This window comes from Pseudomonas sp. SJZ077 (assembly GCF_007993905.1).
Lineage (GTDB): Bacteria > Pseudomonadota > Gammaproteobacteria > Pseudomonadales > Pseudomonadaceae > Aquipseudomonas > Aquipseudomonas mandelii.
The window spans coordinates 59,282-72,689 of sequence record NZ_VIUJ01000026.1; the positions used below are offsets into that span (position 1 = coordinate 59,282).

A 13,408-nucleotide genomic window follows, 5' to 3' on the forward strand; every position below is an offset into this window, starting at 1 on the left:
TCACGATGACTTCAACGCGTACCTCCAATCCTCCTTCCGGCATGGTCAGGGTACGCGGTGCCCGGGAACACAACCTCAAGAACATTGACGTCGACATTCCACGGGATGCCCTGGTGGTGTTCACCGGCGTCTCGGGGTCGGGCAAGTCGTCGCTGGCGTTTTCCACGCTGTACGCTGAAGCGCAGCGCCGCTATTTCGAATCCGTGGCGCCCTACGCGCGGCGGCTGATCGATCAGGTCGGTGTGCCGGACGTGGATTCCATCGAAGGCCTGCCCCCGGCCGTGGCCCTGCAACAGCAGCGCGGCACGCCGAGTACGCGGTCTTCGGTGGGCAGCGTGACGACGCTGTCGAGCCTGATCCGCATGCTGTACTCCCGGGCCGGGAGTTATCCGTCGGGGCAGCCGATGCTGTATGCCGAGGACTTCTCGCCCAACACGCCTCAAGGCGCCTGCGCCGAATGTCATGGCCTGGGCCGGGTGTATGAAGTCACCGAAGCCTTGATGGTCCCGGACCCGAGCCTGACCATCCGCCAACGGGCGGTGGCGTCCTGGCCCACGGCGTGGCAAGGGCAGAACCTGCGCGACATCCTGGTGACGATGGGCTACGACGTCGACAAACCCTGGCGCGATCTGCCGAAAAAGCAGCGTGACTGGATCCTCTTCACCGAGGAAACACCGACTGTTCCGGTGTATGCCGGGCTCACCCCGGAAGAAACCAAAGTGGCGCTCAAACGCAAAATGGAGCCCAGCTACCAGGGCACCTTCACCGGCGCCCGACGCTACATCCTGCACACGTTCAGCCACTCGCAAAGTGCGTTGATGAAGAAGCGTGTTGCGCAATTCATGCTCGGCAGTCCTTGCCCGTTGTGCGACGGTAAACGGCTCAAGCGCGAGGCGTTGTCGGTGACCTTTGCCGGCTATGACATCGGCGAGCTGTCGCAGATGCCGTTGCTGCAAGTGGCCGAGGTGCTGAAACCGGTGGCGGCCCACAGCTACCTTGAACAGGCCGATGAGGCGGGCGAGGTGTTGACTCACCGTCAGACCCGCGAGGCCCGTGAACAGCGCGTGGCCCACGGCGCCAGCGGCCATGCCAACGCGCCGGATGTGCGGCATACGCCTAACTTGTCGGTGGAGAAACGCCTGGCCGCGCAACGCATCGCCCAGGATTTACTGGAACGGGTCAGCACGTTGACCGATCTGGGTCTTGGTTATCTGGCGCTGGAGCGCAGCACGCCGACACTGTCGTCCGGCGAGTTGCAACGGCTGCGCCTGGCCACGCAATTGGGTTCGCAGTTGTTCGGCGTGATCTACGTACTGGATGAGCCGTCGGCTGGTCTGCATCCGGCCGATGGGGAAGCGCTGTTCGAAGCGCTGCAACGCTTGAAGGCGGCTGGCAATACGTTATTTGTGGTTGAACACGACCTGGAAACCATGCGCCGTGCGGACTGGCTGATCGATGTCGGCCCGGCGGCGGGTGAGCATGGCGGTCGGATCCTCTACAGCGGACCGCCACAGGGGCTGGCCGAAATCAAAGATTCCCAGACCCGCGCCTACCTGTTCGCCGAGCAAGTCACCGAAGCCAGAACCAGCCGCAAGCCGACCGATTGGCTGCGCCTGGAAGGCATCACGCGCAATAACCTGAACGACCTCGGCGTCGAGTTTCCCTTGGGGTGTTTTACCTCGGTGACCGGCGTTTCCGGTTCCGGCAAATCGAGCCTGGTCAGTCAGGCCTTGCTCGAGTTGGTGGGTGCGCATCTGGGGCGCGCGACCAGCGCCAGCGAACCTGAAGAGTTGAGCCTTGAGGACGATGCGCCACAAGTCAGCGGCGGTCAGGTCACGGCGGGGCTGGAATCGATCAAGCGCCTGGTGCAGGTCGATCAGAAACCCATCGGCCGCACGCCGCGCTCGAACCTGGCGACCTACACCGGGCTGTTCGACAACGTGCGCAAACTGTACGCCGCCACTCCCCAGGCGCAGGCCGAGGGCTACGACGCCGGGCAGTTCTCGTTCAACGTCGCCAAAGGCCGTTGCCCGACGTGCGAAGGCGAGGGGTTTGTCAGCGTTGAGTTGCTGTTCATGCCCAGCGTCTATGCACCGTGTCCGACGTGCCATGGCGCTCGCTACAACCCCGAGACGCTCGCGATTGTCTGGCAAGGTCTGAGCATTGCCCAGGTCTTGCAATTGACCGTGGACGAAGCGGTCGAGGTGTTCGCCGAGCAACCGGGCATTCGCCGTTCGCTGGAAGTGCTACGCGACATCGGCCTGGGCTATCTGCGCCTCGGCCAGCCAGCCACGGAACTCTCGGGTGGCGAAGCCCAGCGCATCAAACTGGCCACCGAGCTGCAACGCAACCAGCGCGGGGCGACGTTGTATGTGCTCGACGAACCCACCACCGGCTTGCATCCAAGGGACGTTGACCGGCTGCTCGAACAGTTGAATACGCTGGTCGCGGCGGGGCACACGGTGATTGTGGTGGAGCATGAAATGCGCGTGGTGGCGCAGAGTGACTGGGTGATTGATATCGGGCCGGGGGCGGGGGATGAGGGCGGCAAGATTGTCGTTGCCGGCACGCCGCAGAAAGTCGCCAGGAGCAAGAAGAGCAGGACTGCGCCGTTCCTGGCCCGGGTCCTATGATCGTTCCCACGCGTGGGAACGATCAAAATCCGGTTATCGTTCTTCGCGGGCGAGCCTCGCTCCTACAGGATCGGAGTCAGGCGCAATCGAGCGTGCGTCGGACTTTGTCCAACAGCTCATTGATCTGAAACGGCTTGATCAGCATCTCCATGCCATCGCCGAGGAATACCTGGCGATTGATCGCGTTCTCCGCGTAGCCGGTCATGAACAGGATCGGCAAGCCTTCACGCCATCCTCGGGCGACATCGGCCAGTTCCCGGCCGTTCATGCGCGGCAGTCCCACATCCGTCAGCATCAGATCAATCGAGGGGTCGTTCTGCAGGCGTTCAAGGGCGCCTTCGATATCGCCCACCTGCGTGCAGCGATACCCGGCATCCACCAACACTTCGGCAACGAACATGCGCACCGACGGCATGTCTTCGACAATCAGCACATGCTCGCCCGCGCCCTGTTGATCGACGGTCGCCGGTTCCGCTTCCGTGGTGGTCGGGTCGGCGCTGGCGGGCAACATGATCGTGACTTCGGTGCCGCGACGGGCCACGCTGCGGATGTGCGCATCGCCCCCCGATTGCCGGGCGAACCCGTAAATGCTCGACAACCCCAACCCGGTGCCCTGGCCCAGTGGCTTGGTGGTAAAAAACGGGTCGAACACCTTGTCGATCACACTGTGTTCGATGCCCGTCCCGTCATCGCGCACTGACAAGGCGACATATGCCCCGTCCGCCAGTTTCAGGTCGCCGTGGGAATACGCCGCATAGGTGCTGACCCAGATATTTCCGCCTTGGGGAAGGGCGTCGCGGGCGTTGATCACCAGGTTGAGCACTGCACTTTCCAGCTGGATCGGGTCGACCAGGGCAATCGCGGCCTTGGAGGTCAGTTCGAGTTTCAGCGCAATGTGTTCGCCGATGGTGCGCACCAGCAATTCTTCGAGGGAACGGATGTGTTCGTTGATGTCCACCGGACGCGTATTGAGCGGTTGCTGGCGCGCGAACGCCAACAAACGATGGGTCAGCGAGGCGGCGCTCATGGCCGAGTTCAGCGCCGCTTCGGCATAGAACTGGACCTTCTCGGTACGCGAATCGGCCACCCGTTTCTGGATCAGTTCCAGGCTGGTGATGATGCCGGTCAGCAGGTTGTTGAAGTCATGGGCGATGCCGCCCGTCAGCTTGCCCAGTGCGTCCATTTTCTGCACTTGCAGCAACTGGCTCTCGGTGCGCACGCGTGCGGCGATCTCGTGTTCCAGTTGCGAGGTGGCATCGTCGAGACGGGCCAGGTGCGAGCGCTCGCGATGGCGATGCTCGGTGACATCTTCGACGAATACCAGGCTCAGTTCAGGGGTGCGATACGGCGAAATCTGCCACTCGGTTTCCCGCAGCTCCCCATCGATTCGCATATTCAGCGTGCCTTTCCAGCGTTCACCCGCCGTCAGGCGCACCCGCAATTCATCGAGGATCGACTCCTGTTGCTCGGCGAAGCATTCACGCAAGCTCTGTGGATCGCGATTGTCCTGAATCAGTCGGGCGAAGGCGTGATTGCATTCGTGGACTTTGAATTGCGCGTCGAGCACCGCGATGGGGGCCGAGACGTTGACGAAAATCTCCCGAAAACGCGCCTCGCTTTCTCGCAGGGCGTTTTCCGTTTCACGCACCCGCAGCAGGGTGCGCAGGGTGGCCAGCAATACGTCCGGGTCCACGGGATGGATCAGGTAGGCATCGGCCCCGGCGTCCAGGCCAGTGATGATGTCGCCGGTCTGGATCGACGCCGCCGACACGTGAATCACCGGCAACAGCGCCGTGGCCGGCTCCGAACGCAGCTTGCGCACGATATCGAAGCCACTCATGTCCGGCAGGTTGACATCCAGGATCAGCGCGTCGATCAATTCACTGTCGATCAGCGCCAGGCCGTCGCCGCCGGTCCCGGCTTCGAGCACGAGGTAACCGTGGCGTTCCAGGCGTCGACGCAGGGCATAGCGGGTCGCGACGTTGTCATCGACGATCAACAGGCGGATGTCACGTTTCATCGGCGGGCTCCATGGCGATGGCCAGCGGGATGATCACGAAAAAGGTCGAGCCGACCCCGGGCGTGCTTTCTACCCCGACGTCGCCTCCCAGCAGCGCGGCGAAGCGTTTGCACAAAGACAAGCCCAGACCAGTACCGCGCAAGCGTTTCTGCAAGGGCGAATCGACTTGGGAAAAGTCCTCGAACAATGCGCCATGTAGCTCGGTAGCGATACCTATTCCTGTATCCGTGACGGCAAAGCGCACGTGGCTGGAGCCTTCGAGCGAGGCCGAGACCCGCACTTCACCGCGTGTGGTGAACTTCAGCGAGTTGGAAATAAAGTTGCGCAGGATCTGCGCGAGCTTCTTGTCATCGGTGTACAGGCGCGGCAGGCCAACCGGTTCTTCAAAGATCAGGTCCACGGCGGATGCATTGACGATCGGGCGAAACATGCCGCGCAGGGCGGCAAACAGGTCGAACATGTCGAACCAGGCGGGCGAGATGGTGATGCGCCCGGCCTCGATTTTCGCCAGGTCGAGCAAGTCGTCGACCATGTCGCTCAGTTCCCGCGCGGCCGTGCTGACGAATGCGACCTGCTTGTGCTGCTCGGGGCTGAGCGGGCCGTCGAGTTCATCGGTCAGCAGGCTGGCGATGCTCAGGATCGAGCCCAGGGGCGTGCGAAACTCGTGACTCATGTAGGACAGGAAGCGGCTCTTGAGGTCCGACGCCTGACGCAGTTCTTCGGCCTGGTTGTCGAGTTCGGCGTAGAGCGCGAGCACGCCCTGATTGGTTTCGTCGAGCTCTTCGCGCAGCGCCGTGGCTTCACTTTGCAAGCGCTCGATCAATGCCGATTGTTCTTCGATCGGCAGCAGGGGCGATTCAGCCATGGGCAGCCTCCAGTGCAACGACCAGTACCGTTACATCGTCCCGGCCGCGACAGAAGTCGCGATGCAGGACCGCGGCGATCACGGCGGGATGGCGGTACACCAGGCCGGGGTAATCGTGGAGGTTCCAACGGGATTGCAGGCCGTCGCTGTACATGATCAATAGATGTCCGTTCACATGAGCGTAGTCAAAGGGTTGGGCTTTGCGGTATTGCCCGCCGACGATTCCCGGATGGGACGCCAGGCCACGGGACTTGTCCGCACTGATCAGGCTGCCGCCGATATTGCCGATACCGGTGAATCTCAGCGTACCGAGGTGACCGTCGAACTGCGCAATCGCCAGCGCACCGCCGCGGGTGCCTGTCATGGCCTGGTGAATGTCTTCGAGCAGGTACACCGGCGAGGCAAAAGGGGCCAGGGCGAAAGCTTTTTCACCGGCGCGGGCGGCGCGTTCGGCTTCTTCGCCATGACCCAGGCCGTCGATCACCAACGCGCTGAGGTTCGCCCCGTCGAACGCCAGGTGCCAGACATCGCCGCACGCCGGGTCGTTGTGCAGCGAGTGCTGGCTGATGCCGATGCGCAAGTCGGCGGCCTTGCTGGCGCGTGGGTATAACCGGGCCAATAACACGGTGCCGCGCGAGTCGGTATGAACATCGAAGACTTCCGCCTGGCGCGACACTGCCCCCAGGCCGATGCCCTGCGTACCGCCCGTGGAAAACCCGTCCGTCATGCACGCCTGCAGGTCAAAGCCTTGGGCACGGTCCACTGCGAGTATCTCGATGCCGTTGGCGCTGCTGCCCGGCAGGATGCGCAGGTGCAATTCGCCCCTGGCCGCATGCTTGAGCACGTTGCTGGCCAATTCAGTGGCCACCAGTGCCACGCGTCCGGCATCCGTCGCGTCGAAACCGTTGTCTTCGGCGAGCTTCTGCGCCGTGCGCCGGGCATGGCCGATCTGGCTGCTGTCCTCGATCAACAGCACTTGGGTCAGCGACCCCCCGATGTTCATGTCCATCGGGTGATCGTGATGCGAGTGCCCTGTCCGGGTACGGTGTCCAGTTCGAACTCATCCACCAGCCGTTTCGCGCCTGTCAGGCCAAGGCCCAGGCCGCTGCCGGAAGTCCAGCCGTCGGTCATTGCCAGTTTGATGTCCGGGATGCCCGGGCCTTCATCTCGAAACGTCAGGCGCAGGCCGACCCGCGAGTTTTCGTCGAGGATCTGCCAGTCCATGTCGCCACCGCCGCCATAGACCATGGTGTTGCGCGCCAGCTCGCTGACGGCGGTCACCAGTTTGGTCAGGTCGATCAGGCGCATGCCGCACTCGGTGGCCAGCTTGCGCGCCGTCTGCCGGGCCAGGACCACGTCCTGCTCGATTTGAATGGGCTGAGTGCCGCTGCTGCGCAGGGTCATTGCTCGCGTACTCGTTCCTGGAGCAGTTTCATCCCGCGCTCGACGTTCAGCGCGGTGCTGACGCCGGGCAAGGTCAGCCCGAGCTCTACCAGCGTGATCGCGACCGCAGGCTGCATGCCGACCAGCACGGTCTGGGCATCCATGATTTTCGACAGGCCGGAGATGGTGCCGATCATTCGACCGATGAACGAGTCGACCATGTCCAGCGCCGAGATGTCGATCAACACGCCGCGAGCGGAAGTCTTGCTGATGCGTTCAGAGAGATCGTCCTGGAGCGTGAGGGCAAGCTGGTCATGCATGTCGACCTGAATGGTCACCAGCAGGAAGTCGCCCATCTGCAAAATCGGAATGCGCTCCATCGTCTTAAACCGTCTTGCTGACGGTGATTCCCAGACGGGTCAGGGCCAGTTTCAGGGCATCGGCCAGGTTGGCCTTGGTGACCACGCCTTGCAGGTCCAGCCCCAGGTGAACGATGGTCTGTGCGATCTGCGGACGCACGCCGCTGATGATGCAATCGGCGCCCATCAGGCGAATTGCGGTCACGGTTTTGAGCAGGTGCTGAGCCACCAGGGTGTCAACGGTCGGCACACCGGTGATGTCGATGATGGCGATCTCCGAGCCGGTATCGACGATGCGTTGCAGCAGCGATTCCATGACCACCTGGGTGCGTTGCGAGTCCAGGGTGCCGATCATCGGCAAGGCAAGGACGCCATCCCAGAGCTTGACCACCGGGGTGGAGAGTTCCAGCAGTTCTTCCTGCTGACGCTTGATCACTGCTTCGCGGGATTTCTGGAAGGTACGGATGGTGTGCATGCCCAGCGCGTCGAGCAGCTCGGACACTTGCCAGAGCTGTTCGGCCAGTACCCCCGGATTTTCTTTGTAGTGAGACTGCAGCAGGGAAAACAGCGGACCTTTCAGTGAAAAAATGAAACTGGCGGTCTGGTGCGAATCCTGGCCGAGCAGGGCGCGGCTGTGGGAGAGTTTTTCGAGGAACTGACGAGCCTCATCCCAACCCGGCGCGGCGATGTTGGGACCGTTGCCGTTTTCCAGGCCCGCGGTCACCAGTTGCAGGAAATCCGAGGTTTGCTGCTTGAGATCGTGGTCTTTGACATTACGATTGGCACCACCGGCTTCCAGGCTCTTGATCCATTCCCCAAGCAAATACGTGTGGTTGTTTTTCATCGCGTCGAGTGTGTTGATCTGCATTGCTGCCATGTCCTTGTGCTCCTGAAAGATGGCGGGCCGATTCCCCAAAAACGATCGACCCGAATCAGTGACATTTGCCGTCTGAAATAGTTGTTCGTCCCGACAAGAATTTTTCGTCCTAGCCGGCATTTGCCCGGTAACTCTAGTCGGCGCTGTCGCAGACGGCGATTTTTTGACCTTGAGCCTGACGTTGCCTGTCCATTGGATTGAACCCCTGTCCCGGGGTGGCTTCGAACCTTTAAGCCCCCGGCTGTTTGAATCGTGGGCTGGCCGTCACGAGCGAGGTGTGTATGAAAGACGAATCGACACAACAACAGGATCAATCGGGGATGCCGGTCGACCGCAATGACCCGGCGATTGACCCGCAGAAGCCGGATGAGGGTGCGCCAGGCGGTCAGCGTCAGAGCCAATCCTCCGACTCAGAAAGCGCTGACGCAGCGGTGGATCAGAAGAACCGCCATACCGACAATGACAACGAGTTCAGCCCCGGCTTCAAACCGAATCCCGACCGGCCGAAACCCGGCGATGACACGGATGCCGACATCGATACCGATGGCGGCTAGTGCCGGCAGTATGCAAAAAGGCCGCATCCATCGATGCGGCCTTCTTTTTACCGGTTATTTGCTGGGGTGGGCGGCCTGGAGCTCTTTCGCCATATCCAGGTGTTTTTTCAATGCCGGCAGCATTTTTTGCGCGAAGCCTTTCAAATCGGTGGCGCCTTTGACCTTGTCGTCCGTCACCGTGTTGGCCTGTTTTTCGAACAGCTTGATCGTGTCTTCGTGGGCCTTCACTTGGTTATTGGCGTAGGCCGCGTCGAAGGACTCGTCCCGCATCTCGAGGATTTTTTCCTTGGCCTGTTTGACCAGCGTCGTCTCGTCCGGGACCTCGATGTCATTCTTTTTCGCCAGGGCCGCCAGTTCATCGTTAGCCTTGGAATGATCGGTGATCATCATGTTGGCGAATTTCTTGATGTCGGCCGATGAGCTTTTTTCCAGCGCCAGTCGGCTGGTCTCGATTTCCGCAATGCCACCTGCGGCCGCGTTGTCGACAAAGTCATTGGAAGTGGCAGCAAAAGCTGTGCCCATGCTGGTGCTCAAGGCGACGGCCAGGGCGAGATGGCGCAGGGTGAATCCGTCCATTGGTCATTCTCCACACAGGTTCGGGTTAGCGATCGAGGTGATCGTTATTCAATGGAGGCAGGCGCTGCTCTAAAGGTTTTATCGGGTTTGCGCCTGGACGACGAACGGACACCGCTGGTCTGATAGGCGGTCGACAGAACTGGCCAACCGAGGCCATTCTGATAGTTGGCGAACGCAATCGATCGCGTTTGCTGCCGATCAACAAACGGAGGTGTTCCATGCCGGTGCCACACGACCTTTATCAGGACCTGAAACTTTCAAAGGAAGATATCCAGCAAAAACGCTCCAAGGATCCGTTACTGGATTCACTGATCAACAAGTATTCGCAAGCGGACGCCGAGGTAGTAAAGGCTGAAACCGCAAAATCGGATGCGCCCAGCGATGACGCACTGAAGAAGCTCAAGGAGACGCGCGTGCAGGTTAAGCAAAAGATCGTTGACCGGCTCCAATCGCCGTCCTGACACGCCTTGTCCACCCACCGACAACCGGTGAATGAAAAATTGGAACGGTGATCAAGACCGGCACCTCGAAAGATCAGAGTCCGACCTTTTCGACTCCTTGCGAGGTGCCTTATGAACGAGCCCAGATTTCCAAGTGAAGAGCAGGGCGGGTACGACCCGATCCCGACTCATCCCGAACCACTAAGCCCCGGCCGCACGACGGTCAATCCCGAAGACGAGCCGGGCATCGACGAATTGCCGAACAACGAAGGCGTGCGCCCGCTGGATGAAGACGACTCCACCGCGATGGACCCTGAGCGGGTGCTTGAAGAGACGGACAATGCCGTGCGCGATAACGAGATAGATCCCCGCTAGCCAAAACCACCACATACCCCCTGTAGGAGCGAGCCTGCCAGTCAATATCACTATTGAATGGCAGACTGCCCGCGCGAGCAGGCCCGCTCCCACATTTTTGGTGTGCGTTATTTCTGGAGCGCGGTGTTCAGGGGCAGGCGCGCCATGTTTTTTGCCTTCAATGAACCCAGGTACAACCAGTCCCCATACTCGCGCACTGTCGTGATCGGCGAGTAATTACCGGTGCTCGCATCCTGCAGGTTGGCAATCACCTTGCCGTCCAGGTCCAGACCCAGCGCAAAGGCGCGCTTTTCCACGGGTTTGGGCAGTACCGTCAATGCCCGAACAATCATTTTGCGCACGAACGGGTGCTGCGCCGTGGCGTCGAGCAGCGCATTACGGGGTGCGTAGAGCGCCACCCAGAAACGGTCGTGGCCATTGAACGCGAGGTTGTCCGGCAACCCCGGTAGATTGTCGATAAATACATCGTGGGTTCCGGCATTCGGCCCGCTCAACCAGAAGCGGATGATGCGGTAAGCGCCGGTTTCGTTGACCAGCACAAAGCTGTCGTCCGGGCCCAGCGTCACGCCGTTGGCAAACTCCAGCGTGTCCAGCAACACCGTGGTCTTGCCGGTCTGGAAGTCGTAACGCAACAAACGGCCGTCGCCCCCGTGCTCGATGATTGCCTCGCCATCCTTGCCGTAGCCCCAGCGGCTGGAAGCGTCGCTGAAATAGGCGTAGTGCCCGGATTTATCGATGGCCACGTCATCGGTAAACCCGAAAGGCACGCCGCCGGCCGAGGTGGTCAGCGGGATCAACCGGCCCTGGGCATCCAGGGACAGCAAACCCTTCACGCCGTCAGCGATGACCAGCAACCCGTTAGGGTGCCGCGCCAGGCCCAGAGGCCGGCCGCCGGTATCGGCCAGCACTTTGGTGTCCTTGCCGTCGAGGCTGGTGCGAATCAGCCGGCCGTCGTGCAGCCCGGTGATGAGCGCGTTATCTTCCAGCAGGAGCGCCTCGGGCCCTTCGATGTCCGCCGGGCCGACACGCTCCACCCCTTTGAGCCGCTGATTGTCGGCATACACCCCGCTGGTCAGGGAAGGCGCCGGCGGCGGTGTCCAGGCCACCGGCCGAACCTTGGTCGGGAACAACAATAGAAAAGCCCCCAGGACAATGATCAGCAGCGACAACAGATGGCGAAACCTGAAGGCGCTTCTCACACGCTGACTCCTGCCGGATTCAGGTTTTTCTGCGCCATGTCACGCAACGCCAGCATCGATGCTGCGGACTCACGCTCGATACGTCGCTTGAGCAGCAATCGATTAGTGATGCGCATCGCCAGGCCCGAGAATTGATACTCCAGGGTCCGTACAAAACGTGTGCCTTGGCCCTGCGCCTCGCATTCGTAGGTCACGACCAGCGACAACCCGTGATCACCGCGCGCCCAGGCACTCCAGCGGCGTCCTGGCAGGTATTCGTTGACTTCCCAACTCAAGTGCCCCGCGCGCCCGCCGGCACTGATGTCCTCCTCGAACCGCAGGCCGGCATGCAGCGGCCCACCCTGGCCCTCGACCTTCAGGGACGAAGGATGCCACTCCGGCCAACGGGTGACGGTGCTGGCATAGGCGAGCACGTCAATCGGAGTTCCAGCGATAGCGATCTGGTGCTGCATGCGGGTCATGGTCGTACTCGTCAGGGGGGCAGGCACCGGCTCCCAGTACAGGGTGCCGAACAGGTAGTCCATCAGCGGGAAAACGATATTGAAATTGCGTTCCTGCATCAGCTCGCGGCGGTGATGCAGTTCATGCAGGCGGCGCATCTGGCGGATCCACGGCAGGCGCGTGACCGGGTTGTCCGGCGGTAAATGCTCGCAGGCATGGAACACCTCGTACATCAGGTACCCGAGGACCAGACAGCCACCAAACAATCCGGCGACGTTGGCATTGACCTGCTTGAACAGCCACCAGGCGGGCAGGGTGAAGACCACGGTGTGGATCACGATCAGCCAGGCTGGAAACAGAATCACCCGCCAGTCCCGGGCAGTATCGTAGGTCATGTGGCCGGGGGCGAAAAAACTGTGATGGTCGCCGGCATGGCGGGCGTAGAACATCCGCGCGAAGTTCTTTTTGTGATGCCCCAAGTGCCGATGCACCAGGTACACGCCGAAGTTGAAGAACAACAGCGTCAACGGCACTGTCAGCCATTCCAGCGGCCGGACCTGATGCACAGTGCTCCAGAACCCTCCGATGGCCAGCACGCCGAACAGCAGCACAAAGGCCCCGTGCAGCCAGGGGTTGTAGCGCGGATGGATGTCAGCGCGATAGCGGTCGCGGAATGCCTGGGTGGTTTGCCTCACTGCGTTCACCTCTGCTTATTGTTATCACCAGCAGATTAGCTGATCTGCCCGCGCAAGCTTGAGCAAACCTGGATGACACAAGCGCCATGATCCGGTGTATTCAGGTCAGCGGATTCCAGCGCTGGGACCAGTCGTCGTCGATCTTGATCACTTCACGCAGTAAATCGAAGGCCCGTTGCAGGGTCGCCGAGTCGCGATCCCGCGAGTAAACCAGGTAGGTCGGGTAACTGAATTCCGGGGCTTTGGGCACGGGCTCCAGCACGCCGCTTTCGAGGTAACTCTGCACCACGCGTGTACGGAAGTAGCCGCTGCCGCCGTTTTCCAGAATGTATTGCAAGGCCAGGGGGCCGAGGTTAAAGCTCAGGGCGGCCTTGGCTTTTTCCGGCAGGGCGGCATCGTGCTGGCGGCGGAAGTCCGGACCCCAGTCGATGTACACATAAGGATCGGGCTGCCCGGCGAGGCGTACCAGGATGAGTTTTTCTTCGAGGATCTGCTCGACTTGCAGGCGCGGCCAATATTCGGGCTGATAGACCAGCGCCGCGTCCAGCACCCCCAGTTCCAGTTGGCGCAGCAGGGTCTCGCCGTCGCGGATTTCCATGCGCAAGGCGTGACTGGGAATCTTCTCGCGCAGTTCGCCGGCCCAACTGAGCATCAGCGGATTGCACAGACTGACCTCGCCGCCAATGTGCAGCACATCGCGGTAACCGTCGGGCAACGGCAAGTCCCGCCGCGCGGCTTCCCAGGTCTCGACCAGTTGATTGGCGTACACCACAAAGGCCTCGCCATTGGGTGTCAGCCGCGCACCGGCACGGTTGCGCACGAATAACGTGCTGCCCAGCTGGCTCTCGAGTTTTTGCACGCGCGCCGTGATTGCGGTCTGGGTGACGTGAAGTTTTTCCGCCGCGGCAGCCAGGCTGCCGTGGCGAACAATTTCCAGAAAGGTGCGAGCGAGATCAATGTCCATGGGGCGGCCGGTGCGGGAGGTGCCGGC

At 61.4% G+C, this 13,408-nt stretch carries 14 protein-coding genes; 4 read left to right on the forward strand and 10 right to left on the reverse strand.

What is annotated here, in order from left to right; translation table 11 throughout:
* Positions 1 to 5 precede the first annotated feature (5 nt).
* A complete protein-coding gene (locus FBY01_RS28050; RefSeq protein ID WP_145310417.1) occupies positions 6 to 2,633 on the forward strand; it encodes an excinuclease ABC subunit UvrA in 2,628 nt (875 codons plus the stop codon).
* 76 nt (positions 2,634 to 2,709) lie between these two features.
* Here the strand turns inward: FBY01_RS28050 and FBY01_RS28055 are convergent, their stop codons facing one another.
* From FBY01_RS28055 to FBY01_RS28080, 6 genes are read right to left on the reverse strand one after another with little or no spacing between them, the layout of a single operon-like run.
* The gene (locus tag FBY01_RS28055) at positions 2,710 to 4,653 is read right to left on the reverse strand and encodes a response regulator (RefSeq protein ID WP_145310419.1); all 1,944 of its coding nucleotides are present in this window, start codon (positions 4,651 to 4,653) and stop codon (positions 2,710 to 2,712) included.
* On the reverse strand, positions 4,643 to 5,518 hold the full coding sequence (locus tag FBY01_RS28060; protein ID WP_010460969.1) for a sensor histidine kinase KdpD: 876 nt from the start codon (positions 5,516 to 5,518) through the stop codon (positions 4,643 to 4,645). Before FBY01_RS28060 ends, FBY01_RS28055 begins: the two co-directional genes overlap by 11 nt.
* Positions 5,511 to 6,521 (reverse strand): ATP-binding protein, encoded by a 1,011-nt coding sequence (locus FBY01_RS28065; protein ID WP_077749701.1) that lies wholly within the window; start codon positions 6,519 to 6,521, stop codon positions 5,511 to 5,513. Before FBY01_RS28065 ends, FBY01_RS28060 begins: the two co-directional genes overlap by 8 nt.
* Entirely contained in the window at positions 6,518 to 6,922 is a 405-nt protein-coding gene (locus FBY01_RS28070; protein WP_010460966.1) for an anti-sigma regulatory factor, read from the reverse strand. Before FBY01_RS28070 ends, FBY01_RS28065 begins: the two co-directional genes overlap by 4 nt.
* Complete coding sequence (locus tag FBY01_RS28075; protein ID WP_077749680.1) at positions 6,919 to 7,281, reverse strand: STAS domain-containing protein; 363 nt, start codon at positions 7,279 to 7,281, stop codon at positions 6,919 to 6,921. Before FBY01_RS28075 ends, FBY01_RS28070 begins: the two co-directional genes overlap by 4 nt.
* Before the next feature lie 4 nt (positions 7,282 to 7,285).
* Positions 7,286 to 8,137: an STAS domain-containing protein gene (locus tag FBY01_RS28080; protein WP_010460961.1), complete on the reverse strand. Its 852-nt coding sequence runs from the start codon at positions 8,135 to 8,137 to the stop codon at positions 7,286 to 7,288.
* A 281-nt stretch (positions 8,138 to 8,418) separates the two neighbouring features.
* Between FBY01_RS28080 and FBY01_RS28085 the strand changes: the two genes are divergently transcribed.
* Positions 8,419 to 8,691, forward strand: coding sequence for a hypothetical protein (locus tag FBY01_RS28085; protein WP_083376566.1), 273 nt, complete (start codon positions 8,419 to 8,421; stop codon positions 8,689 to 8,691).
* 54 nt (positions 8,692 to 8,745) lie between these two features.
* On the opposite strand, the gene FBY01_RS28090 is transcribed toward FBY01_RS28085, so the two are convergent.
* Positions 8,746 to 9,267 carry a DUF4142 domain-containing protein gene (locus FBY01_RS28090; RefSeq protein WP_145310422.1) on the reverse strand — a complete coding sequence of 174 codons (522 nt, stop codon included), beginning with the start codon at positions 9,265 to 9,267 and terminating at the stop codon, positions 8,746 to 8,748.
* Positions 9,268 to 9,485: 218 nt separating this feature from the next.
* Here FBY01_RS28090 and FBY01_RS28095 point away from each other — a divergent pair, with 218 nt between their 5' ends.
* Together FBY01_RS28095 and FBY01_RS28100 are read left to right on the forward strand one after the other, a co-directional pair.
* The gene (locus tag FBY01_RS28095) at positions 9,486 to 9,728 is read left to right on the forward strand and encodes a hypothetical protein (protein WP_010460955.1); all 243 of its coding nucleotides are present in this window, start codon (positions 9,486 to 9,488) and stop codon (positions 9,726 to 9,728) included.
* 111 nt (positions 9,729 to 9,839) lie between these two features.
* Entirely contained in the window at positions 9,840 to 10,082 is a 243-nt protein-coding gene (locus FBY01_RS28100; RefSeq protein WP_010460953.1) for a hypothetical protein, read from the forward strand.
* 107 nt (positions 10,083 to 10,189) lie between these two features.
* Here FBY01_RS28100 and FBY01_RS28105 read toward each other — a convergent pair whose 3' ends face one another.
* The 3 genes from FBY01_RS28105 to FBY01_RS28115 form a co-directional block, all read right to left on the reverse strand.
* The gene (locus tag FBY01_RS28105) at positions 10,190 to 11,281 is read right to left on the reverse strand and encodes an SMP-30/gluconolactonase/LRE family protein (protein ID WP_145310424.1); all 1,092 of its coding nucleotides are present in this window, start codon (positions 11,279 to 11,281) and stop codon (positions 10,190 to 10,192) included.
* Positions 11,278 to 12,417, reverse strand: coding sequence for an SRPBCC family protein (locus FBY01_RS28110; RefSeq protein ID WP_145310426.1), 1,140 nt, complete (start codon positions 12,415 to 12,417; stop codon positions 11,278 to 11,280). Before FBY01_RS28110 ends, FBY01_RS28105 begins: the two co-directional genes overlap by 4 nt.
* Positions 12,418 to 12,517: 100 nt before the next feature.
* A complete protein-coding gene (locus FBY01_RS28115) occupies positions 12,518 to 13,381 on the reverse strand; it encodes a LysR family transcriptional regulator (protein ID WP_010460947.1) in 864 nt (287 codons plus the stop codon).
* Positions 13,382 to 13,408: the final 27 nt, after the last annotated feature.